Source organism: Flavobacterium hydrophilum, from assembly GCF_003202405.1.
GTDB lineage: Bacteria > Bacteroidota > Bacteroidia > Flavobacteriales > Flavobacteriaceae > Flavobacterium > Flavobacterium hydrophilum.
This window is the reverse complement of sequence record NZ_QJHL01000001.1, coordinates 116,803-140,867: the sequence shown is the minus strand read 5'-3', so window position 1 is coordinate 140,867 and position 24,065 is coordinate 116,803. Positions and strand designations below refer to the sequence as shown.

Genomic DNA, 24,065 nt, shown 5'->3' with positions numbered 1-24,065 from the left:
AAGGATACCGTCTCTATCCCTCACGCGACGGGTAAACGAGAACTTTTTCGGTTTTTTTAAGGAATCCCTGTTATCCACAATCTTGTCATTCCGAGGAACGAGAACCCAAGCGATAGCGAACTGGTGAAGCAATCTTCGTAAGTAGCTCGACAAAGATTGGCGATTCTCATTGTGGAATTACTAGTGTGATTTCTCCTTCGTCGAAATGACAAAAAAGCGTGTAAACTTTTACTCCGAAATAAAACAGGAAGCCGGTAAATTAACCTTGTTAAACAAATCAGACTGAATTGTATTTCCCCATGCAAATCTCACTTTTACAGGGTTAATCACTTTTTTACTCGTTACAATCACCTGATTATTTTTTATCGAAGCTTCTGCAGGATAAAAAGTTCCATCGGTTCCTGCAACTTCAAATTGTTTAGTCACTTTGTTTTTAAAATATAATCCGTCACCATAATCAAAAGAAACAATTGCTTTGTTTTTCTCAATTTTGATGTCTTTAAAAAGTGGCCCGTTTACCATATTAGAATTGGTTTTATAAGTATTCGCCAATGCTAAATTTGCTAATCGAATCCCTACTGATTTTTTATCCTTAGGGTGAATATCAATCGTATCCGAAACATCACTGATAACGACCATTCCGGTGTTGTTGACTTCTTTCAGTAATTTTCTTTGGGAATCCCTTACAATAACATTTGAGAAATTGTTACTGCCGTTTTTAAAAGGTGCAATCTGCACGTAATAAAATGGAAAATCATCCTGCCAGCCTTTTCGCCACGAAGTAATCAATCCCGACAATGTTTTATCATAAACTGCTGAACCTACATTCGATTCTCCCTGATACCAAAGAGTACCGGCAATTTTAAAACCAACAAATGGATAAATCATAGCATTATATGCACGACCTGGCTGACGTGGACCATATTCCTGCTCGTTTAGTTTTTTGGCATTTTCTAATAAAACAGCATCGTTCTGAACGACTTCTTCGGGCATCCAGATTTCTGCAGGGGTTCCGCCCCAGTTGGAAGAAATTAACCCGATAGGAACATTTTTTAAATCTTCTCTTAAGCGTTTGGCAAAGAAGTAGCCAACCGCACTGAAGTATTTCATGGTTTCAGGAGTTGATTCTGTCCAGTTTCCGAGTAAGTTATTTTGAGGTGTTGTTGCCGTTAATTTTGGAACGGTAAAAAAACGAATATTGGGATTGGTTGCATTTTTAGCTTCTTCCTCGCCATTATCGATTCCCCAGCTTACAGACATTTCCATATTGGACTGACCGGAACAAACCCAGACTTCGCCAATTAAAATATTCTTTAGTACAACCTCATTATAACCTTTTATAGAAATCGTGTAAGGGCCTCCGGCTTCAGGCGTTTTGATTTCCAGCTCCCATTCGGCCTGATTATTTGCGGTAACTTTATATTCCTGATGGTTCCAGCTGGAAACGAGTTTGATTTCCTCTTTTGGATTTGCCCAACCCCAAATTTTCACTTCAGAGTTGCGCTGTAATACCATATTATCACCAAAAATATTCGGAAGAGAAACATTTGCCATCATAGTGCCGGAAATCAGAAAGAAAACAAACTTAAATATATTATTTTTCATTTAGCAGTTTTTTTAAAAATGGTCCGTATTCAGCAGCCATAATTTTATGTTCAGCAATATTTGGATGTCCTGAACATCCGCTTGGATTCATCGGTTTAAATTTGAAAATCAGAATTGGTTTGTGTGTTTTATCTGCATCAAATTCGGCTTTTATTTTATTCAGGCAGTTTTCAAATATTACTGCTTTTTCTCCATTAACCATAGGACTGTTTGTCAAAACCAACTGTGTATTTGGATTGTGTTTATATAGCATCTTTATAAAGTTGATGTAATTCGAAACATATTTTTCAGGACTAAAAGGCGAACGTTCTTTTGTACCGTCACCATTTGAAAAATCATTTGTTCCTAAAGCAATACTGATAATTTCAGGCTGAAAAGTGAAATCATATTTAGGTTTTGAACCTTCTTTTGTTAGATACAAATTTTCATAAACGGCTGGCATAATTGGTACTTCCGAACCTTCGTCGTTCCAGTTGCGGTAAATCCCGATTCCGGAAACAGAACTCAATAAATAATCGGCATCTATATTTCTGGACAAAATTGGTCCGTAAGCATAAAAGCCATTGTGATGATCAAAATATTCGCCCTGATCACACGGAATTGTGGATGGGTCATTTGCTGCTCCACTGGTAATAGAATCTCCAATAAACTCGATTTTCTTTTTCTTTTTGGAGGTTATGGAAGTTAATTTAGCAGTAGTTCCCACAAATAAAACATTTCCCATTGTAGCTTCCGTACCTTTATAAATGGTTAAAGTATGCACTTTTTTATTCGAAGTCACTTTCACCGGAAAAGACTGCGGATCACCTTTCTGAACTGTGTATTTTCCAACATATTTTCCGTCCAGTTCCAGAACAACATAATTATGATGTTCCCACGAATCAATACTTTGTAACGAAACCCCGCATTCATTTCCTGTAAAATTAAACGATACAGAAGATGCTGTACCTATTAATACAGCTTTATTATCACTCAACACATCTACTCTTCCGGCATATAAAAAGGTCTTTTCTGCTGTCTGAGAAATCGACATTGTCGAAACCAATAAAAACAAAATTAAAAGTGGTATTTTTTTGATAAACATAATTTATTTGTTAAAATATAAATACATTTCACAAATATATCCGAATTACATTTTGCAAAAAGATACTAAAATGTCAAAAAGCAATAAAAAAACACCAAAAAACGTTTACCTAATTTAGCTTTTCTTTGATTATCAAAATTGAAGACATTACCTTTAGAAATTAATATCCCCTTACCTACTTTTGAAATGAAAACTACAGCTATTACCCTATTATTTCTGCTTACTATTTTATTATCTTCTTTTACCTCAAAAAAAGACAACAAAATTGTATCACAACCAATTACGGAAATTCAGACTAAAATTGAACGGGATTCTATTATTTCGTATGCAAAACAATATTTAGGAACACGATATTTATATGCCAGCAGCAATCCCAACAAAGGATTTGATTGTTCTGGTTTTGTTTATTATGTTTTCAACAATTTTGATTTGACCTTACCCAGAAGTTCAAGCGGTTATAAGAATATAGGTAAGACCTTAAAACCTGAAGAATTTAAGGTCGGAGATGTTTTAGTATTTTATGGTTATAAGGACAAAAGTGTGATAGGACACGTTGGCATCATCTGCGAAGCCAACGGAATGCAATCGAAATTTATACACGCATCCTCCGGAAAAGCACAAAAAGTTACGATCACGGGACTTGATGAAGAGCATTACACAAAACGTTTTTATAAATGTGTGGATGTTTTGTCTGAATAAAACAGGAATCACCATGATTTATTAAAAAACATTATTAAATCAATGTCATCCTGAGCGAAGTCGAAGATTTTTACAACTAAAGGGCTTCGACTCCGCTCAGCCTGACACTCACTTTTTAATTATACTCAAAGAGTTTGCTTTGTATTCTACTCTTCCGTCAATAATTTAATCAGGCTTTCATCTCTTTGATAGATATCTTTATAGAAATTCAACTGTCCATCACGATCTACCCACGCCGTAAAATAACCAATATAAACTGGAACTTTTTTCTTCAGAGTATACCAGCTTTCTTTTCCGGCATGCATCGCCTTATCGATTCGTTCCGGAGTCCATTTCGGATCTACTTTCAACAATTCGATGGCCAGTTCGCGCGGTTTTGCTACACGGACACAGCCATGGCTAAAAGCCCTGCTTTCTCTTTCGAACAAACTTTTTGCAGGTGTATCATGCAAATAGATATTATTGGAGTTTGGAAATAAAAACTTAACCAATCCTAATGAATTATTTTTTCCCGGAAGCTGACGAACCGCTCCATTGTTCCACTCCAGGTTTTTCTTAGCCAGATAGTTTTTGTCTTTTGCCATTCCGGGCTTGATTTCGCTTTTGATAATACTTGGCGGAACATTCCAATACGGACTAAAAACAATATTATTCATCATTCCGCTGAAAATAACCGTTTTGGTCATAGCCCTTCCTACAACAACTGGAGATGTAAAAGCAATTTTCCCATCTTCTATTATGTACAATTTGAATTCAGGAATATTGACTTCAATGTATTTTTTGCCTTTTTCCAGTTCAGGATCTATCCATCGACAACGCTCCATATTGGCAATTATGGTTTTAATTCGGTCTGAAACCGGAATATTCAAATCATTTATATGTTCTAATAAAATGGTATTCTTTGGCACATAGCCATGACGCAATTCGTAATTTTTAATGGCTTTCATCAAAATCGTATCACAAACAACACTTTTATTATCTTCCTTAATATCTCCAGTTATAAAAAGCCTTTCCCTGATTTGCGAAATAATTACGGAAGAATCTCCTAATTTTAAATTTTTATAATCTTCACCAGCTTCTATTGTTTTCCAGCCGCCCATTTTTTCAATATCTCTGTATTGATGAAGTGCATCCCGGAGCTTGTAATACTGACTAAACATTTTACTCTTCTTATCATCACTAATTGTGGATTTTTCAAAAAGTGAATCGGTCAGAACCTGATAGTTCAGTTTTTTTCTTGGCAGCAGCCACTCTAATGAAATAGATGTTTTTTCGTCAAAACCTCTGTATACTTTTTCAGCATAATAGAAATACAAATTGGTAATCATCAAATCGGTATTCACTTTTGAAAGTTTGTTTACCGAATTGTTTTCAAAAATCGAACTGATTTCCTTGTACGGAAAATTGGCTTTTAACCCTTCATTTTCCAAACCTTTGTATTTGTCATACAACGTGTTTCCAAACTCAACAACTCCCTTATTATCAAGCCATAATTGTGTAGATTGTTTTTTACTGTATAAAGAAAAAACCTCATTCTGAAAATTTTTAAGTTTTGGATAAGTTTCATAAAATCCGGCAATCGCCAAACTGTCTATGGTAAGTCTTAATTCCGGAATAACAACTTTTGCTTCCTTTGAATTTTCTTCTTTTTTATCTGCTTTTGAATTACAGGAAACAGCAATAAAAAGAAGGATAATAACAGCAAAGCGGAACCAAATTTTCATAATATTTTTTTGAATAAAATTAGAAAAGTTTTGGTAAAAACAAATTCATTCCAAAAATAATTTTGAACATAAAAAAAACTCCGGACATATGACACGTCCGGAGTTTTCACCTTTATATAATCAACCTTTTTTTAAATAACCGTACCTTTTAAAGTAAGGATTTTTGGAGTCGTTTCGGCACTTGTTGTAACCGTAACTGTTTTGGTAAAACCTCCTTTGTTTGCTGCATTGTATGTAGCCGTTACTTTTGCAGATTTTCCCGGAAGAATTGGTTCTTTAGTATAATCTGTCGCTGTACATCCGCATGAACCCTGCACATTTGTAATTACAACAGCTGTTTTTCCTGTATTTTTAAATTCATAAACAATTGCTTTTGGTGTTCCCTGTGGAATTTGTCCCACATCAATTGTTTCCGCTTTCCACACAATTGTAGAAGCGTCAAACTTAGTTTCAACCTTTGAAGCGATTACTTTTATAGGTGTAATTGCTGAAAAAGACATTAATCCTAAGGCCAAAGCCAGCATAGAAATTTTGATACTTTTCATAGTTATTATATTTAAAATGGTTTATAGTTAAATTTTATATTTCAAATGTACTTTACATAAAATCAATTCGCTGTTAAGCGGTTTCAAATGTTTGTTAATGACTTGTTAAGTGGTATTTTTAATTTTAAATTTGATTAATATTACACTTTCTAAAATCTCGTTTTCTTGAAAATAAACAAACTTAACGGCATCATTATTTTGGGATTAATTGCCATTATCGGCATATTGGTTGCACAATTGCTGTGGACAAAAGAAGCCTTTACTTTAGAACAAAAAAAGCTGAGTCAGAAAACGCATATCGCTTTATTAGAAGTGGCAAAAAAATTATACGAAGGCACCAATCATGAATTGCCGGCTCAGAATCCGATTCAAAAAATTGCCAATGATTATTATATTGTCAACATTGATAATGATTTTGAACCCGATATTCTGGAATTTTATTTGAAATCGGAATTCAAAAAAATGAATATCACAACCGATTTTGAATATGCTATGTACAATTGCCAGAGTGACGAAATGATCTACGGAAATTACATCTCATTATCGGATAAAGGAAGAGCGAAACAATCGGTTTATTTTCCGAAACATAAAAATCTGGTTTATTATTTTGCCGTTCGTTTTCCTCATGAAACCAGTTATTTATTCAGTTCCATGCGCTTTTGGTTTGTTTTGTCTATTGTTTTGATTTTTATTTTGCTGATTTATGTTTATTCTATTTTAACTCTTTTGCAACAAAAAAAATATTCAGAGCTGCAGCGTGATTTCATTAATAATATGACACATGAATTTAAAACACCTTTATCTTCGATTTTAATTGCTTCAAAATACCTTATCGGACAGGATAAAATAAAAGAAGACAAAAAACTCTACACCTACACTGACATTATCATCAACCAAAGCCACAAACTAAATAATCATATTGAGCAGATTTTAAATATTGCCAAATCTGATTATACTCCACTGGAATTAAAAAAAGAAACTCTTTTCATTATTCCTGCAATTGAAGAAACTATCGAAAATATTCAGTTAAAATACCCGGAAGTTTCTATTAAAATTAAAGCTGATTCAGAAAAATATAAAATAGAAACGGATGCTTTTCATTTTACGAATCTGATTTATAATTTACTTGATAATGCTGTAAAGTACTGCAATGAAAAACCCGAAATTACAATTCGTATTTTTACAGAAAATCAACTTTTAAAGCTGGCTTTTGAAGATAATGGAATCGGAATTTCATCTAAAAACATTTCGTTTATTTTTGATAAATTTTACCGAATCCAAAACGAAAAAAGTAATGAAGTAAACGGTTTTGGATTAGGCTTGTATTATGTGAAAAAGATTTGCAACCTGCAGTACTGGAAAATTTCGGCAACCCAAAACCCTGAAAACGGCATCACCATAACTTTGTCAATCCCATACAAAAATGAGTAATTTTAAAATTCTTTATACCGAAGACGATGAAACCTTAGCGTTTTTAACCAAAGATAATCTCGAACAAAATGATTATGAGGTAATTCATTGTTGTGACGGAAAATCAGGTTTAGAAAGTTTTAAAAATGAGGATTTCGACATTTGCATTTTTGATATCATGATGCCAAAGATGGATGGATTTGAATTGGCAACAGAAATTAGAAAACTAAATACAGATGTTCCGATTATTTTTCTTTCGGCTAAAACTTTAAAAGAAGACCGAATCAAAGGATTGCGCTTAGGTGCAGATGATTATCTTGTCAAGCCTTTCAGCATTGAGGAATTAATACTGAAAATTGAAGTGTTTTTAAAGCGTTCACAAAAAAATAATAAACCCCAAAAATCTATTTATGAAATAGGCAAATATCAATTTGATACTAAAAATTTTATTCTTTTTAATGCTGATGAAAAAATTGGTCTTACACAACGTGAAGCCGAATTGCTGAAATTATTTCTGGACAACAAGAATAGTGTTTTAAAAAGAGAAGAAATTTTAACCGCTCTCTGGGGAACCGATGATTATTTTATGGGACGAAGCCTGGATGTTTTTATTTCGCGTCTGCGTAAAATTTTAGCAAATGAAAAAGGTATTTCTATTGAAAACCTGCATGGGATTGGGTTTCGGTTTGTGATGTAATTTACAGATTATGATTATAAAAAATTTCGTATTTTTAATAGTAAACTTTTAGATATGAAACTGCATCATTTGCGAAATGCGACTTTAGTCATTGAAACAGAAAAGCATGTGCTTTTAATTGACCCCATGTTAGGAAAAAGGAAAACTATAGCTCCTTTTACCCTTTTTCGTTACCAGCCAAAAAGAAATCCGCTGACTGCGCTTCCAAAAAACAGCAGGGAAATTTTGAGTAAAGTTACACATTGTCTGATAACACATTTGCATCCGGATCATCTTGATAAAGCGGGTGAAGTTTTTCTAAAAAGAAAATCAATTCCGGTAATCTGCAGTATAAAAGATGAAAAAAAGATAACCCAAAGAGGTTTAACCGTCTTGCAAACTTTGGACTACTGGAAGCCTGAAAACTTTCTTGACGGAAAAATAACGGGTATTCCGGCCGTTCACGGATATGGTTTTATCGCCAAATTAATGGGAAATGTGATGGGCTTTTTTATAGAACTTCTGAATGAAAAAACGATTTACATCAGTTCTGATACCATTTTCACAAAAGATACCGAAAAAGTTTTGACCGAATTAAAACCTGACATTGCAACTGTTGCCTGCGGTACTGCAAGATTAGATTTTGGACAGCCGTTATTAATGAGAATGAATGATATTCTGAAATTTACCGCGCTGGCACCCTGGAAAGTTTTTGCCAATCATTTAGAGTCTTTAAACCATTGTCCGACAACAAGGGATGAATTAAAAAGAGCTTTGGCTGAAAATAATCTTTTATCCAAAACCGCTGTACCTAATGATGGTGAATGTGTGGAATATTAGTTTAGAAATAATTCCCAAAATAAGAACATCATTTTGGTATTGTTTATTTCGTCTTTCTCATATAAATATTATATTTGGTTCGCTAACCAAATCAATATAAATGAACGATTTTTTAAGAAAAATACAATTAGTTAAAGATATTAAGATACAGCTTCCGGTTTCAAAAATAGATTTTATTCAAAAATTTAGAAATAATGTCGATGAATCTGATTTAAGTTTTGTTCCTTTTGAAGTTTTTCAATCGAGCAGAAATGAATATAAAGGAAACATTACTAACCATGTTTTTCACTTAAGAAAAAGAAGAAAGTTATTTGACACTAATTATTCATTTGCAAAAGTAACTGGTGAATTTACAGAAGACCATAATCAATTAAATATAAATGCAGAGATTAATGGCTTTAGAAATAGAATGTTTTTCTTTTTAGGAATAGCAATTTTGTTTTATTCTATATTTATTTTCGCTACTATTTTTTCATCTGCTGATAATGCTGTCCCTTTTTTTCTTGTACCTTTTCTTTTATTCCACATGTCTGTAATGTTAGGAATTCCTTATTTCGTTATTAGAAGAAGTGTAAAAAGAATGATTTACGATTTAGAAAGAGATCTTCATTATTGGGTAACCAAAAATTAAATTCAGATTTTAAAGCACTAGCAATCCAAATTCTCTTAAAGTATTTATTGGTTTAGAATACCAAAATAATTCAAAATCTTCTAATGTGATTTCGAAATCATTTTTGACTTCCTGAAAAGTATAATTTTTACTGTTTGAAACTGTGATTTTCTTTAGGATTTCGACCAGCCACTCGCCTTCGCCTTTACTCGTCTGTATAGTAAAACTTTCTTTTTTATCATGAAAAGTCAGCGACATCATTTCCCAGCTTCTTCCTTTTTTTGATTTTGTAAAACTTTCTGTCGAAGGTTTCCCGCCCAGCCAGACTACTTTTGCATTTGGCTTGGTATTGAAATCGCTTTGCTCTTCTAAAGCATTATAAATAAAATCAGGATGAATTTTTGTCTTCGGAATTTTAAAATCGAACCAATCCTGTAATTCATAATCAAAACAGATTCCGTGCATGAAATTAAAAAGTGATTTCTTTAACCCGAAACTGAATTTATCATGATTGATTCCTGTTGAATCGGTATAATCAATATCATTATTCGCAAAAGTTCCGATAGCCTCTGTTTTTTTGGTCACGCCAAATTGCTCTGGATACAATCCTACAGGACTATGTGCCGTAAGTGCAAACTGATGCCAAAATCCCGATTGCAAAACTCCGGCTTCAAACAATTGACGCACCATTTCGAGACTGTCAACGGTTTCCTGAATCGTTTGTGTTGGATATCCGTACATTAAATAGGCATGCACCATGATTCCTGCTTCGGTAAAATTTCGGGTTACTTTAGCAACCTGCTCTACTGTTACGCCTTTATCGATCAATTTTAACAATCGGTCCGAAGCCACTTCCAAACCGCCGGAAACAGCAATACAGCCGGAAGCTTTCAACAATAAACATAAATCTTTTGAAAAGCTTTTTTCGAATCGAATGTTTGTCCACCAGGTTACGGCCAGTTTTCTCCTTAAGATTTCAAGCGCCAAAGCACGCATCAAGGCAGGCGGAGCGGCTTCGTCTACAAAATGAAAACCATTTTGACCTGTTTTTTCAATTAATTCTTCTATTCGGTCACAAAGTAAATTTGCCGCAACGGGTTCGTAAACTTTTATATAATCTAAAGAAATATCGCAAAAAGTACATTTTCCCCAATAACAGCCATGAGCCATAGTGAGTTTGTTCCAGCGTCCGTCACTCCACATTCGGTGCATCGGATTTACAATTTCGATAACTGAAATGTATTTATCTAAAGGCAGATCAGAATAATCAGGAGTTCCTACAAATGCTTGTTTATAATCGTGTTTTAGAGAATTGTTTTTGTAAACAACTTCTCCGTTTTCCAGTAAAAAAGTTCTTTTGTATGAATTGTAATCCGGGTTTTCTAAATTGAATATTAATTCTTCAATCGGAACTTCGCCATCATCCAAAGTAATAAAGTCGAAAAATTCAAAAACGCGCTTGTCTGAAAGTGAACGTAATTCAGTATTCGGGAAACCGCCTCCCATCGAAATTTTAATTTCGGGATGGTTTTGTTTCACCCATTGCGCAGATCGAAAAGCGCTGTATAAATTCCCCGGAAAGGGAACAGAAATTAAAAATAATGTCGGCTTTACAGCTTCTATTCTTTCTTTCAAAAGTGAAATTAAAATCGAATCAATATAAGTCGGTTCCTGTTGTAAAGCTTCGTACAATTCATCAAAAGAATTGGCGCTTCGCCCTAAACGTTCTGCATACCGGCTGAAACCAAAGTTTTCATCGACACATTCGACAATGAAATCCGAAATATCTTCGAGATATAAAGTCGCCAGATGTTTTGCTTTGTCCTGAGTTCCCATGGTTCCAAAAGCCCAGTCAAGTTCTTCTAACTGTGCAAAACGGGAAGCTTCCGGTAGAAATTCTTCCTGACAAATCTGCAGTGCTAAAGTTGGATTTTTTCCCTGTAAAAACTGGATTACAGGAACTATGGTTTTGATGTATTCGTCCTGTAATGCAAAGATACGTTTAGAATTATCTGAAATTTCATTTTCAACAACTTCAAACCTGAAACTTGAAACTTGAAACAAATCAATTAATCCTTTCTTCGAAAACAATTCCAAAATCACATCAATACCCAAATCAGCCTGAACCGATTCTATATTTTTGGTATTCAGAAAACCTTTTATATACGCCGTTGCCGGATACGGAGTATTCAGTTGGGTAAATGGCGGAGTGATTACAAAAAGTTTTGTTTTCAAAAGGAGTTATTTTTCTGCAAAAATACGGGATATTTATTTTGTTTTCAGGAAAAGATTCAACAGCTTGTTTTGGTTTTATTTTGTAGATATTTAATTACATTTGCGGCGATTCAAATTATCGGGATGAAACATACGCTACTTTTATTTTTCTTTATAAGCACTTTTACATTATTTTCTCAAAACAAAAATCAGTCCATTGGATTTAAAGAAAATAAAGGTCAGATTATGGATCAAAAAGGAAAACCAAATACTGCTGTAAAATATTTATTGAACTCTAACGGATTAAATGTTCAGTTAAAGAAAAACGGATTTTCTTATGACATTTATGAAGTAAAAAAGATTCCTGTTTCTCCTTCAAAAACATCGAAAACACTTCCATATCAGATTCCGGAAAAAGATAAAGACAAAGAACCTGAATATAGTCTGGAATATAAATTCCACAGAGTTGACATTGACTTTGTTAATTCAAATTCTAAAGTTGCGTTAATTACAGATCAGGAATCAAAAGATTTTGACAATTACTACAATATTCCAAGCAAGCCAGAAGGAATTGTTGGTATTCATCAATACAAACAAATTACTTATAAAAACATTTATCCAAATATTGATATTGTTTTTACGATTCCTGCTGATCCTAAAAAAGTGGTTGAGTATAATTTTATCGTTCATCCAAAAGGAAAGATATCAGACATTCAATTAAAATTTAATGGTGCCGAAACAGATTTGGTTGATAATAAAATCCAAATGAATGTTCGTTTCGGAAAAATGGAAGAAACGCTTCCTGCTAGCTGGGTTGAAGAAAACACTTGTAAAAAAGAAATTGCTGTTGGATACAGGAAGATTAAAAAAGATGTTTATGGGTTTGATACATTAGATGCTGTAGATGGAAAAACTGTGATTATTGATCCTGTACCAACCAGACTTTGGGGTACTTTTTATGGAGATGAACGAAATATACATATCTCTCTTAACCCGTCAAATGTTAGTACTGATACTTCTGGAAATGTGTATGTATCAGGAAGCTCAACTGTTACAAATTCGTCCTACGCAACTACAGGTGCACACCAGACTTCAATTCCGCAGTCTGCATATTTGACCATGAATGGAATAATTGAAAAATTTGGTCAAAACGGAAATCGTTTGTGGGGAACCTATTATGGAGGACAGGATTTTAATGATATAACGGGTATAAAAATAGATCTTCAAAATAATGTTATCATAACTGGTGGTACTCAATCTCAAACTAATATAAGTACAACAGGATCATTCAAACCTAATTTAAGTGGACCTACAGATGCTTTTTTAGTTAAATTTAGCAATTTGGGCGTTAGGATTTGGGGAACCTATTTTGGAGGAGAGCTTACTGATGTTTCTAATGCTTTAGCTATAGATAATGATAATAACATTTATATAACTGGTGGAACAACCAGTAAAACAGGTATCAGTTTCAATAGTAATTTTCAAACGCAATCAAATAATCCACAAACTTCAAGTACTGACGGTTTTTTAGCCAAATTTAATTCTGGAGGAAATTTGATTTGGAGTACCTATGTTGGAGGTGAAAACAGCGATGATATAAAAGCGATAGCCATAAGAAACAATCATATTGCGATTGCTGGTTCAACATATAGTTATAATAACATCACAACAAGCGGTGTATTTCAAGAAGCACATAATGAAAGTGGTCATCCAGATGGATTTGTTTATAAATTTTCTATTAATGGAGAAAGATTATGGTCTACTTTTTATGGAGGAGAAAAAGTTGATGATATTTACTCGGTAGAAATTGATGACGAAGATAATGTTTATATTGGAGGTCAGACAGCAAGTGATGTCAATATGACAAGTCCACAAAGCTTCGAAAGCTCTAATCGTTTTATGTATAAAGGTTTTTTTGCTAAATTAAATACAAATGGCCAAAGAATTTGGGGGACATATTTAGGAGAAGTCTATCCTTATTCAATTATTTTTAAAAACAATTCGCTTTACATAGGAGGTACGAATTTTGGCTTATCTTACTCTAAATTAACAAATTCTTGTTCTTACAAGCCTAATGGTGATTTTCAAGGATATATTGGAAAATTTTCCAAAGAAGTGAATTTAATATGGGGAACATATGTAGGCGGAGACAGTACATTTAAAACTACAAGAATAGCGCTAGACAATACTAATATGATTTTTGTTAGCGGAATATCATCTGCAAATAATGGTATTGCAGATGCAAGTTCATACCAATCTGTTGTGCTTGGAGATTTTAGCAATTATTTTCTAATGAAATTTGAAGAATCGGCTATAAACAACTTTCCTGACGCAAAAAGCAATTCTCCTGTATGCATTGGCAAAACATTAGAGCTAAAAGCTTCTGGAGGAACAAATTATTTGTGGACAGGTCCAAATAGATTTACATCTACAGACCAAAATCCAACCATACCAAATGCAACAGCAAATAATAGCGGAGAATATAGCTGTTTAATTACTGGATCAGTAGGCTGTGACAACACAATAAAAATAAATGTTTTAATTGGCGATATCGAAAAACCAATTCCAGATTTAGCAACACTGCCAACAATAACTGGCGATTGCCATACAAGCATAACCACAATCCCAACGGCCACAGACGCCTGTGCAGGGATAATTACAGGAGTAACTACGAATCCATTATCATACACACTTCCGGGAACCTATACTATTGTTTGGAATTACAATGACGGAAACGGAAATAATTTTTCTCAAAATCAAACTGTTACTATAACAAGTCAACCGCTTCCTGTTGCTAATACTTCACAGGCATTCTGTATAGAAGAAAATGCCACTTTAGATGATATCGCAATTACAGGACAAAACATAAAATGGTATGATCACCAAACAGCAGGATCACTTTTGCTTAATACAACATTACTACAAAACAACATTGTCTATTATGCTTCGCAAACTATTAATGGTTGTGAAAGCGCAAGGATTCCGGTTACAATAAATATTCAAAATACTCTTCCGCCAACAGGAAATATAAATCAGCCGTTTTGCACAGGACAAAATCCAACAATTGCCAATATTCAAATTACAGGAACTCAAATAAAATGGTATGATGCATTAAATAATGGTTCCTTATTAGCCGAAACTACAAATCTTCAAAATGGCAAAACCTATTATGCATCGCAAACTGTAAATAGCTGCGAAAGCCCAAGATTTGGAGTTACAGTTTCAATTGTAAATACGCCTTCTGCTCCCGCAGGAAATCTAAATCAATCTTTCTGTAAAAAAGAAAATGCAACACTGGGCAATATTCAAATAGCAGGACAAAACATAAAGTGGTATGATACAAACACGACAACGGCTGCTTTACCAAATACAACTTTACTGGAAAACAACAGAACTTATTACGCTTCTCAAACGGTAGGATGTGAAAGTGACAGAACAGCGATTTCGGTTAAAGTTTACGATACAGCATTACCAACCGGAAATCGTAACCAACAATTTTGTATCGATCAAAATGCAACCATTGCTAATTTGAACATAACCGGAACAGCTCTAAAATGGTACGATTCGGCAGAAAATGGAAATATTTTAACGCAAACAACTTCACTTCAGAATAAGGCATATTACGTTACACAAACATTGAACAACTGCGAAAGCGAAAGATTGGCTGTGAATGTAAAAATTCAGGATACTCAAGTTCCAATTGCTGATTCCCCACAAACATTCTGCATCCAAAAAAATGCAAAAATTAGTAATATTGATATAGAGGGACAAAATATACAATGGTTTGAAAGTATTTCGTCTTCTGTTTCTTTATCTGAATCAACTTTACTCGAAAACGGAATTACCTATTACGCTTCCCAAACCGTAAATAATTGCGAAAGCGAAAGAATACCTGTTTTAATAAATATTCTTGGAGCTATAACAGCTGACTGTATCAATTTTACAGAGGAACTTCCCTACCCTAAATTTTTCACTCCAAACAACGATTATCACAATGATACCTGGACAATTGATTTTGCCTATTTAAAACCCAATACCGGAATCCGGATTTTTGACAGATATGGCAAATTCCTGAAAGAATTAAGACCAAATAGCGAATGGGACGGAACTTATACAGGGCAGGATATGCCAGCTTCTGATTACTGGTTTACGGTTACAAGATTTAATGGGACAGAATACAGAGGACATTTTAGCCTTAAACGATAAAAATAGTAAGCAAAAAAGGATGTCAGTTGACATCCTTTTTTATTTACTTATTCTTCTTTTTCTTCTTGGCCGACTTATCCTTTTTAGAATCACCATTCAATTTTTTATTCAGCCTTTTTTCAGATTCTTCAATCGCATAATCATAACAAGTATTGATTGTGGTAAGTTTTACCTTTTTAATCACTTTCAATGCTTTTTTAAATTCCTGCTGACGTTCTAAAAGTATGATTCTCTTCAAAAGAATTTCTGTTTTATTGATTCCCTTGACAGTCAATGCAAAATCAATCAGTTTCATTGCTTCTTCATAATCTTCATTTAAAATTAAAGTATGAATATAAAAAGGATACACCTCTAAAGCATAAATATTAATCGAAAGTGCTTTTTGAAAATATTCTTTTGCCTCTTCATATTTCAATAACTGATCTGAGAAAACCTGACCGTATAAACACAAGGCCATAGTATTTTTATCATCGTAAGATAAGGCGTAATCCAAAGATTCGATGGTTCCTTCCAACCAATATGGATAATTGTCTAATGCCTGAAAAAGATATTTATCTACTGTTTTCATAATTTTTTCTATTTGGAAATGCAAATTCTATCATTAATCCCGGTCGAAATAATCTTCCCGTTTTAATCGTTGCCGTTCCTGTTTGTAATTTTTAACTTGTTTTTGTTTCTTAAAATCTGAACCCTCAAAAATCCGAATCGGATTCCCACGCTGAATCTGCAATTGGTTCATCCACTGTGCCTGAAATTCGGCTTTGAATTGTTTTACCGTTTCGTCCTTAAACTTCTGAAGCAATCTTTCGGTTGCCAGTTTTTTATTCTGATGCTGAGATCGAAAATCCATAGCCACTACGCTAATTCCTGTTGGAACATGAGTCGCCCGTACTGCCGAACTTACTTTGTTTACATGTTGTCCGCCGGCACCGGAACTGCGCATCGCCTGATACTGAATATCTTTTTCTCCAATTTCGGTCGTTGTTTCTTTATCAACTTCAAAAATTCCGATAAACCAGTTTTTACGTTTGTGAAATTTTCTAAACTGACTCTGCCCAATCCACTGAATGGTTCCTTTCCATGAGTTTACAAATTCATTTAGATTATCACTTTCGAGTAAAATTGTTGCCGTTTCTACCGTTCCGTTTTCGATTCCTTTTTCCCGCTGAAGCAAAGTTGTTTTTATTTTATTGTCATTTGCTTCTTCCAGAAAAGTTTTCAGCACCTGAGCCACAACCCAGCTGCATTCAGCCGGGCCGCGCCCTGATGTTATTTGAATTATTTTTTCCATAATTTATCTGTCCATTCTAACGATTTTTGGTGTAAATGTTCCTAACACATCCACCAGTTCCGTTTGGTTAGCCATTACTTTATTAATGTCTTTATACGCCATTGGCGCTTCATCTATATTACCTCCAATTAAAGTCACATCATTTGCTTTCAGGACTTTTTTAATCTCGCTTTGGGTAAATGATTCCTTGCATTTTTTACGAGAAAACAATCGCCCTGCACCATGAGAAGCTGAATTTAAACTCTCCGGATTTCCTTTTCCCTGAACAATAAATCCCGAAGCAGTCATCGAACCCGGAATAATGCCCAGTTCACCAACGTTTGCAGGAGTTGCTCCTTTTCGATGTACAATAGCTTCTTTGCCATTTACGATTTCTTTCCATGCAAAATTGTGATGGTTTTCAATGGTTACAACAACACGTTTACCAATCGCTTTTGCAATTCGGCGGTGAATATCATCATGACAGGCTTTTGCATAATCACCTGCTAAATTCATAGCCAGCCAGTATTCCTGACCGTCATGCGTATTGAGATCGAGCCATGCCAGATGCTGCACATTTTTAGGCAACGGACATTGTTTAGTTGCCAGATAGGTGTAATGTTTTGCTATATTAGCACCCAATCCCCGGGAGCCGCTATGCGAAAGCAGTGCAAAATATTCCCCAACTCCAATCTTCCATTCGTTGAGCGGATTAGTAATTTTTGCAATTCCGAATTCAACAAAGTGATTTCCTCCTCCAGATGTTCCCAATTGCTTATATGCTTTATTTAAAAGGTTTTTCAAAAGCGGAATATCCTGAAATTCACTTCGGCTAAACACTTCGTGATCTGCCCGAATGGTGTGGGTTTCATACATTCCAAACTTGGTATTGTCTTTTAAAATAGCTTCCAGCTGATGTTCCTTTCCTTTAAAGAAAGAAGCCGGAATATCAAAAATTGACAAACTCATTCTACAGCCGATATCTACTCCAACTCCATACGGAATCACGGCATTATCTGTTGCCAAAACTCCGCCAATTGGCAGTCCGTAGCCTGAATGCGCATCGGGCATTAAAGCTCCTGCTACTGAAACTGGTAATTTTAAGGCATCATACAATTGATATTTCGCCTGTTCATCAATTTCATTTTCTCCGAAAATTGAGAAAGGCGCTCTTGTATTGTTAAGCTGATGCATTCTCACTTGTACCGGATTTACCAATCCTTCGGCAACTTTTCCCCAGGTTCCGTGTCCGGTAAATTTTTCCGGAAACAGTAAAACTTCTTTGGCTTCGGTTAATATACTTTCTTTTTTTTCTCTTTTTCTGTATCGGTTGATTTGCCCCAAGGCAATATTGATACTATTATTTTTTGGAAAGCCTATTTTAATCAGGTCTTTTCCGGATAATTTATTTCCCATTTGTTTTTTTACTATTGAAATTCTTTCAAAATCAATATTGTCTGTTTCTTTTTCGCAAAATGAAATGCTTTATCTTAAAACATTTAAGGCATAAGAATACGCGCAAAACATCAAGCAAAATCTGAGCAAATAGATTTTGATAAACATTTTATCTGAAACAGATAAATTCAGTTCTGATATTCGGGAATTTTTGAAGTGTCTAGAATAAAAAAAGCCCGAAAGTTATTTTCCTTCGGGCTTATTCATATCTCTAAATTGATTTGCTATGATTGAGAAAAGCCACGAAGACACATGCCAACAGAATCTGATCCTGATGCGATGTTTTGAGAGGTAAGGTTTAATACAAACATTGTCTTCGTTTATTAATAGTTAATTACTTATTTTCTGATGCAAATTTTGTGAATTATTTTTTTAATAAACAAATCAAATCACAAAATTTTCTTAAAAATATTTTCAAAGTATTAAAATACAAACACTTAATACATAAATAAAATTTCAAGAAACATAAATTAATCAACTATTTTAAGATTTTTCCAAAAAAAAAGAGGTAACGAATGACTCGTTACCTCCCTATAAATTAGTTTTTAGGAATATTAAAACTGATGTACTTTTTTAGAAATTACTAAAAAGGAAACTAAAGAAATAATAGCTGCAATTGTCAGGTAAAAACCAACATAATTCAAACCATATGTACTTGCAAGCCAAATGGCAATCATGGGAGCAAATGCTGCTCCTAGAATTCCAGCCAAATTAAAAGTTAACGAAGCTCCGGAATAACGAACAGTGGTAGGAAACAACTCTGATAAAAATGTTCCCAGAGGCCCATAAGTAAAGCCCATGAGAGACATTCCGATACAAACAAAAGCCGTTACTAAAAACGGACTTCCGGAATTAAGGAATAACGAAAAGAAAAATCCAAAAGCAGCAATAGCAATTGTAGTGAAAATTAATATTTTACGACGGCCAATTTTATCGGCAACCAAAGCTGAAATGGGAATAAAAAGAGCGAAAAACAATACCGAAAACAATTGAATCAGCAAAGCATCTCTCTTTACATAACCTAAATCTGAAGTAACCCAGCTCAGGGTAAATACAGTCATTAAATAAAATACCAGGAAGGTTGTTACAGCTCCTAATGTTCCAAAAATCAATTGATTTTTATATGATTTCACCAAAGTTAAAAACGGAACTTTTACTTCTTCATGAGCATTTTTAGAATTTTCAAAAGATGGCGTTTCAGAGATTTTAGTTCGAATATAAAAACCAACTATAACCAAAAGTGAACTGGCTATAAAAGGAATTCTCCAGCCATAATTCATGAAATCTTCATTACTCATTGAATCTGTCAATACTAAAAAAGTCCCTCCGGAAAGCAGTAATCCAATTGGCGCTCCCAATTGCGGAAACATTCCGTACCAGGCACGTTTATGCGGTGGTGCGTTTTCAATGGCCAATAAAACGGCTCCTCCCCATTCTCCTCCTAAACCAACACCTTGCCCGAATCGGCAGAGCATCAATAATAAAGGAGCGGCAACACCAATACTGGCATAACCAGGCAAAAATCCTATGGTAACTGTCGAGATTCCCATAGTTAATAAGGCTGCAACTAAGGTGAATTTTCGACCAATTTTATCTCCATAATGTCCAAAAAAAGCGGAACCTAACGGGCGGGATAAAAAGGCAATTGAAAAAGTGGCTAATGATTCTAAAGTTGCCATGGTAGCATCTGAACCGGGAAAAAATAATTGAGGAAAAACCAATACGGCTGCATTGGCATAAATATAAAAATCAAAAAATTCAATTGTGGTGCCAATAAGGCTTCCAAACAGAACATGCTTTAAGGAGTTCTTTTGATTGGGATTACTTTTCATATTACTGTGATATAACTTTTTTACTTGCAAAAATAGAGTTTCATTGTAAATAATTCAGTTTTAGAAAAATTAGTTTCACAACACTCGCGTTTTTTAACAAATTTTATAAATTTTCAATTTTACACAACTTCTTAAAAACTAAAAACCTGATTACAAAGTTTTTAAAACAAAAATCAAAAGTCAAATCATAAGCAATCGTTAAAACCATTTTTAACTGCATATTTTCATTAAATTTACAGCTGTCAAAAATAAATTCAAAATTATGCCAACCGACTGTATCAGCTATCAAAACTCAGGGTATTTCTCTAAATTGATGCAAGACTATTTAGATCAGAAACCAGAATTAAAACCGCTGTACAATCATTTTCCAACACTTGAAAATTTCGAAAAACAAATCGTCGAAAAGCAATCAAATTTTGATAATGCAAACCGAATTCCGCTAGTAAATACGTTAAAAAAACAATATCAAAATATCGAAATCTCAGATTCGACTAAACAAAATATTGAACTTTTAGCGCTCGAAAATACATTTACAATTACCACAGGACATCAGCTAAATTTATTCAGCGGTCCATTATATTTTCTTTATAAAATTATTTCAACTATTAATCTTACCAAAGAATTAAAGTCGAAATACCCATCGAATAATTTTATTCCGATTTACTGGATGGCAACTGAAGATCATGACTTTGAAGAGATCAATTATTTCAATTTCAAAGGGAAAAAATTCCGTTGGAACAAAGAAAGTACAGGACCTGTTGGGAGACTTTCAACTGAAGGTTTAGCCGAATTTTTGGAAATTTATGCTTTGGAATTAGGATCAAGCACGAATGCCAATACTCTGAAAAAACTGTTTGAAGATGCTTATCTGAAACATGATAATCTTGCTGATGCAACACGTTTTTTAGCCAATAATTTATTTGCTAATTATGGCTTAATTATTTTAGACGGTGATGATGCAGATTTAAAACGTGCTTTTATTCCATATGCAGAAGAAGAATTAGAAAAGCAGACTTCTTTCAAAACAGTTCAAAAAACCATTGAAAAGCTTGGAGATTACAGCGTTCAGGTAAATCCGCGCGAAATCAATTTGTTTTATATCGAAGATAATCTGCGAGAAAGAATCATTTTTGAAAAAGATCAATATTACGTAAACAATACCCGAATTTCATTTTCAAAAGACGAAATTCTGAAATTACTGGAAAGCAATCCTGAAAAATTCAGCCCAAACGTGATCATGCGTCCGCTTTATCAGGAAATTATTTTACCCAATCTTTGTTACATTGGCGGAGGCGGGGAAATCGCTTACTGGCTTGAATTGAAGTCATTTTTTGATTCCGTAAATATTTCTTTCCCAATACTTTTAGTTCGAAATTCCGTTCTTTTAGCAACTGAAAAACAAGCAAGAAAAGCTGATAATTTAAATTTAAGCTGGGCTGATTTGTTTACTAAACCTGCTGATTTAGTGAATACAATCACACATAAATTATCTGCATTTCCAATTGATTTATCTGTTCAAAAAGAAACATTAGAACAACAATTTAAATATCTTTACGAATTAGCAGATCAAACGGATAAATCATTTTCGGGAGCTGTAAAAGCACAGGAAGCCAAACAGAAAAAAGGGTTGGAAAATCTGGAAAAACGTTTACTGAAAGCTCAAAAAAGAAAATTAGATGACGAATTACAACGCGTAACTGATTTACAATTTGAGTTATTCCCAAATAAGAGTTTACAGGAACGTCAGGCTAATTTTTCTGAATTTTATTTAGAGAAAGGAGAACAACTGATTCCGCTTTTAATTCAGAAACTAAAACCATTAGAACACAATTTCGATATCATAACAATATAAACAGAGCATATATTACTGAATTACTCATCAAAAAAAGATTAATTTGCAGCAAAAATAATTTTGTAATAATCTTGAGAAACAAATAACCACCTCTCTTCTCAAAATTATTATTCCCTAAACCAAATAGCGATTTTTAAAAATTATTAATTAACCAATTTACCCAAAACCAATGGTAAAAGAACGCTTAATTTCGCTAGATGTCTTTCGTGGACTCACTATTTTATTAATGACAATTGTCAACAATCCCGGAGACTGGGGCAATGTTTATCCTCCTCTGTTACATGCCGACTGGCACGGATGCACGCCAACCGATTTGGTATTCCCTTTTTTTGTTTTTATTATGGGAGTTGCTGTTCCGCTTGCAATGCCTGACAAATTTTATGACAATACTACTTTCAGTAAAATCCTGATTCGTTCGTTGCGAATGTTGTGTCTGGGGATTTTCTTCAACTTTTTTGGTAAAATTCAATTATTTGGGCTTGATGGAATTCCACTTCTTATTGGTCGTTTAGCCATAACTATTGCTGTTGGTTATGCCTTAATGGGAAGTTTTAGTTCTAAAGTAAAAAACATTTTAGCTTTTTCAATTCTGCTTATTTATCTGGTTCTGGCTTACAGTGGTATTGAAGCATATCATGATGTAAGACTTCCGGGAGTTTTACAACGAATTGCCATTGTATATTTCGTAGTCTCACTTTTATATCTAAAAACGACTTTAAAAACACAAATTATAACCGGAACAGTTTTATTATTAGGATATTGGGGAATAATGACACTAATTCCCGTTCCCGGAATTGGAGAAGCAAATCTTGAAAAAGGAACCAATCTGGCATCATGGTTTGATAGTATTTTGCTAAAAGGTCATATGTACAGCGGTACTGTCACATGGGATCCGGAAGGAATTTTAAGCACAATTCCATCAATTGTAAATGGAATTATAGGATTATTAATTGGACAGTTTTTACAAAGTGATAGTTCTAAAATTAAAAAAGCACTAAAAATGGGCAGGATTGGCGCTGTACTTATCATTTTAGGATTACTTTGGGATTTGATTTTTCCAATCAACAAATCGCTTTGGACAAGCAGTTATGTTTTATTTACAACAGGATTAGCAACCGTATTTTTTACCATATTGTATTATCTTATTGATATTGCCAACTACAAAAAAGGATTTAAACCCTTCCTGATCTGGGGTGTAAATCCAATGATTGTATTTTTTAGCTCTCAAATTATACCACAGGCTTTAGTAATGATTCAGTTTCAAAATCCCAAAAATCCCGAAGAGCAGACCAATCTTTTAGATTTCTTATACCACTTCTGGATTGCGCCGTTCTTCAGTAACCCAATGACAGCCTCATTAGCTGGTGCATTAGTTTATGTTTGCATCTGGACATTTATTTTGTGGATATTCTACAGAAATAAATTAATATTTAAAGTTTAAAAACATTTCGACGTATTTGTAGAGACGCACTGTTGTGCGTCTCTTTTTTTGTATCTGATTCATAATTTATATTTTTATTATTCAAAACATCATTCTGACCTATTTTAATTATGAATATATTAAAATCAATTCACAAAAAAGTTCTATTTTTGCACCAAATTTAAAAAACACAAAAAATGGCTACAAATAGAACTTTTACCATGATTAAACCTGATGCAGTTGCAAACGGACACATCGGAAATATCCTGGCAATGATTACAAACGGAGGTTTCAAAATCGTTTCATTAAAATTAACGCAATTGACTGTAGCTGATGCAAAAGCTTTTTACGCAGTTCACGCAGAAAGACCTTTCTACGGAGAATTGGTAGAATTTATGTCACGCGGACCAATCGTTGCAGCTATTTTAGAAAAAGACAATGCTGTAGAAGATTTCAGAACTTTAATCGGTGCTACAAACCCTGCTGAGGCTGCTGAAGGAACTATCCGTAAAGCATACGCAACTTCTATTGGAGAAAATGCAGTTCACGGTTCAGACAGCGATGAAAATGCTGCTATAGAAGGTGCATTCCACTTTGCCGGAAGAGAGCAATTTTAATTTAGA

Annotated in this window: 18 protein-coding genes; 9 read left to right on the top strand and 9 right to left on the bottom strand. The window is 34.0% G+C overall.

Going from position 1 to position 24,065, the window contains the following annotated elements; all coding sequences use genetic code 11:
- Nucleotides 1-228 precede the first annotated feature (228 nt).
- Together DMB68_RS00690 and DMB68_RS00685 are read right to left on the bottom strand one after the other, a co-directional pair.
- Nucleotides 229-1,605 carry a sialate O-acetylesterase gene (locus tag DMB68_RS00690; RefSeq protein ID WP_110344769.1) on the bottom strand — a complete coding sequence of 459 codons (1,377 nt, stop codon included), beginning with the start codon at nucleotides 1,603-1,605 and terminating at the stop codon, nucleotides 229-231.
- A complete protein-coding gene (locus DMB68_RS00685) occupies nucleotides 1,595-2,689 on the bottom strand; it encodes an SGNH/GDSL hydrolase family protein (RefSeq protein WP_110344768.1) in 1,095 nt (364 codons plus the stop codon). The genes DMB68_RS00690 and DMB68_RS00685 overlap by 11 nt, the downstream gene beginning before the upstream one ends.
- Before the next feature lie 186 nt (nucleotides 2,690-2,875).
- Between DMB68_RS00685 and DMB68_RS00680 the strand changes: the two genes are divergently transcribed.
- Nucleotides 2,876-3,388 carry a C40 family peptidase gene (locus DMB68_RS00680; protein ID WP_110344767.1) on the top strand — a complete coding sequence of 171 codons (513 nt, stop codon included), beginning with the start codon at nucleotides 2,876-2,878 and terminating at the stop codon, nucleotides 3,386-3,388.
- A 146-nt stretch (nucleotides 3,389-3,534) separates the two neighbouring features.
- Here the strand turns inward: DMB68_RS00680 and DMB68_RS00675 are convergent, their stop codons facing one another.
- Together DMB68_RS00675 and DMB68_RS00670 are read right to left on the bottom strand one after the other, a co-directional pair.
- Nucleotides 3,535-5,112, bottom strand: a complete 1,578-nt coding sequence (locus DMB68_RS00675) for a L,D-transpeptidase family protein (RefSeq protein ID WP_110344766.1) — start codon at nucleotides 5,110-5,112, stop codon at nucleotides 3,535-3,537.
- Nucleotides 5,113-5,243: 131 nt separating this feature from the next.
- Nucleotides 5,244-5,657 carry a DUF1573 domain-containing protein gene (locus tag DMB68_RS00670; protein ID WP_110344765.1) on the bottom strand — a complete coding sequence of 138 codons (414 nt, stop codon included), beginning with the start codon at nucleotides 5,655-5,657 and terminating at the stop codon, nucleotides 5,244-5,246.
- A 165-nt stretch (nucleotides 5,658-5,822) separates the two neighbouring features.
- Between DMB68_RS00670 and DMB68_RS00665 the strand changes: the two genes are divergently transcribed.
- The 4 genes from DMB68_RS00665 (at nucleotide 5,823) to DMB68_RS00650 (ending at nucleotide 9,214) form a co-directional block, all read left to right on the top strand.
- Entirely contained in the window at nucleotides 5,823-7,088 is a 1,266-nt protein-coding gene (locus DMB68_RS00665) for a sensor histidine kinase (RefSeq protein WP_031456077.1), read from the top strand.
- Complete coding sequence (locus tag DMB68_RS00660; protein ID WP_031456078.1) at nucleotides 7,081-7,764, top strand: response regulator transcription factor; 684 nt, start codon at nucleotides 7,081-7,083, stop codon at nucleotides 7,762-7,764. Before DMB68_RS00665 ends, DMB68_RS00660 begins: the two co-directional genes overlap by 8 nt.
- 54 nt (nucleotides 7,765-7,818) lie before the next feature.
- Nucleotides 7,819-8,583: an MBL fold metallo-hydrolase gene (locus tag DMB68_RS00655; RefSeq protein WP_110344764.1), complete on the top strand. Its 765-nt coding sequence runs from the start codon at nucleotides 7,819-7,821 to the stop codon at nucleotides 8,581-8,583.
- A gap of 100 nt (nucleotides 8,584-8,683) precedes the next feature.
- Nucleotides 8,684-9,214: a hypothetical protein gene (locus DMB68_RS00650; RefSeq protein WP_031456080.1), complete on the top strand. Its 531-nt coding sequence runs from the start codon at nucleotides 8,684-8,686 to the stop codon at nucleotides 9,212-9,214.
- Nucleotides 9,215-9,223: 9 nt separating this feature from the next.
- Here DMB68_RS00650 and DMB68_RS00645 read toward each other — a convergent pair whose 3' ends face one another.
- Nucleotides 9,224-11,428, bottom strand: a complete 2,205-nt coding sequence (locus tag DMB68_RS00645) for a B12-binding domain-containing radical SAM protein (protein WP_110344763.1) — start codon at nucleotides 11,426-11,428, stop codon at nucleotides 9,224-9,226.
- Nucleotides 11,429-11,551: 123 nt separating this feature from the next.
- On the opposite strand from DMB68_RS00645, the gene DMB68_RS00640 reads away from it, so the two are divergent.
- Nucleotides 11,552-15,613 carry a DUF7948 domain-containing protein gene (locus DMB68_RS00640; RefSeq protein WP_110344762.1) on the top strand — a complete coding sequence of 1,354 codons (4,062 nt, stop codon included), beginning with the start codon at nucleotides 11,552-11,554 and terminating at the stop codon, nucleotides 15,611-15,613.
- Between the two features lie 43 nt (nucleotides 15,614-15,656).
- Here DMB68_RS00640 and DMB68_RS00635 read toward each other — a convergent pair whose 3' ends face one another.
- The 4 genes from DMB68_RS00635 to DMB68_RS00620 form a co-directional block, all read right to left on the bottom strand.
- A complete protein-coding gene (locus tag DMB68_RS00635; RefSeq protein WP_110344761.1) occupies nucleotides 15,657-16,181 on the bottom strand; it encodes a tetratricopeptide repeat protein in 525 nt (174 codons plus the stop codon).
- Between the two features lie 33 nt (nucleotides 16,182-16,214).
- Nucleotides 16,215-16,904 (bottom strand): peptide chain release factor H, encoded by a 690-nt coding sequence (gene prfH, locus DMB68_RS00630; protein WP_110344760.1) that lies wholly within the window; start codon nucleotides 16,902-16,904, stop codon nucleotides 16,215-16,217.
- A 3-nt stretch (nucleotides 16,905-16,907) separates the two neighbouring features.
- Nucleotides 16,908-18,299, bottom strand: coding sequence for an RtcB family protein (locus tag DMB68_RS00625; RefSeq protein ID WP_110344759.1), 1,392 nt, complete (start codon nucleotides 18,297-18,299; stop codon nucleotides 16,908-16,910).
- 593 nt (nucleotides 18,300-18,892) lie between these two features.
- A complete protein-coding gene (locus tag DMB68_RS00620) occupies nucleotides 18,893-20,170 on the bottom strand; it encodes an MFS transporter (protein WP_110344758.1) in 1,278 nt (425 codons plus the stop codon).
- Between the two features lie 262 nt (nucleotides 20,171-20,432).
- On the opposite strand from DMB68_RS00620, the gene bshC reads away from it, so the two are divergent.
- From bshC to DMB68_RS00605, 3 genes are all read left to right on the top strand, one after another.
- Nucleotides 20,433-22,022 (top strand): bacillithiol biosynthesis cysteine-adding enzyme BshC, encoded by a 1,590-nt coding sequence (gene bshC / locus DMB68_RS00615; protein ID WP_110344757.1) that lies wholly within the window; start codon nucleotides 20,433-20,435, stop codon nucleotides 22,020-22,022.
- 169 nt (nucleotides 22,023-22,191) lie between these two features.
- Nucleotides 22,192-23,463: an acyltransferase family protein gene (locus DMB68_RS00610; RefSeq protein ID WP_110344756.1), complete on the top strand. Its 1,272-nt coding sequence runs from the start codon at nucleotides 22,192-22,194 to the stop codon at nucleotides 23,461-23,463.
- A 176-nt stretch (nucleotides 23,464-23,639) separates the two neighbouring features.
- The gene (locus tag DMB68_RS00605) at nucleotides 23,640-24,059 is read left to right on the top strand and encodes a nucleoside-diphosphate kinase (RefSeq protein ID WP_031456090.1); all 420 of its coding nucleotides are present in this window, start codon (nucleotides 23,640-23,642) and stop codon (nucleotides 24,057-24,059) included.
- Nucleotides 24,060-24,065: the final 6 nt, after the last annotated feature.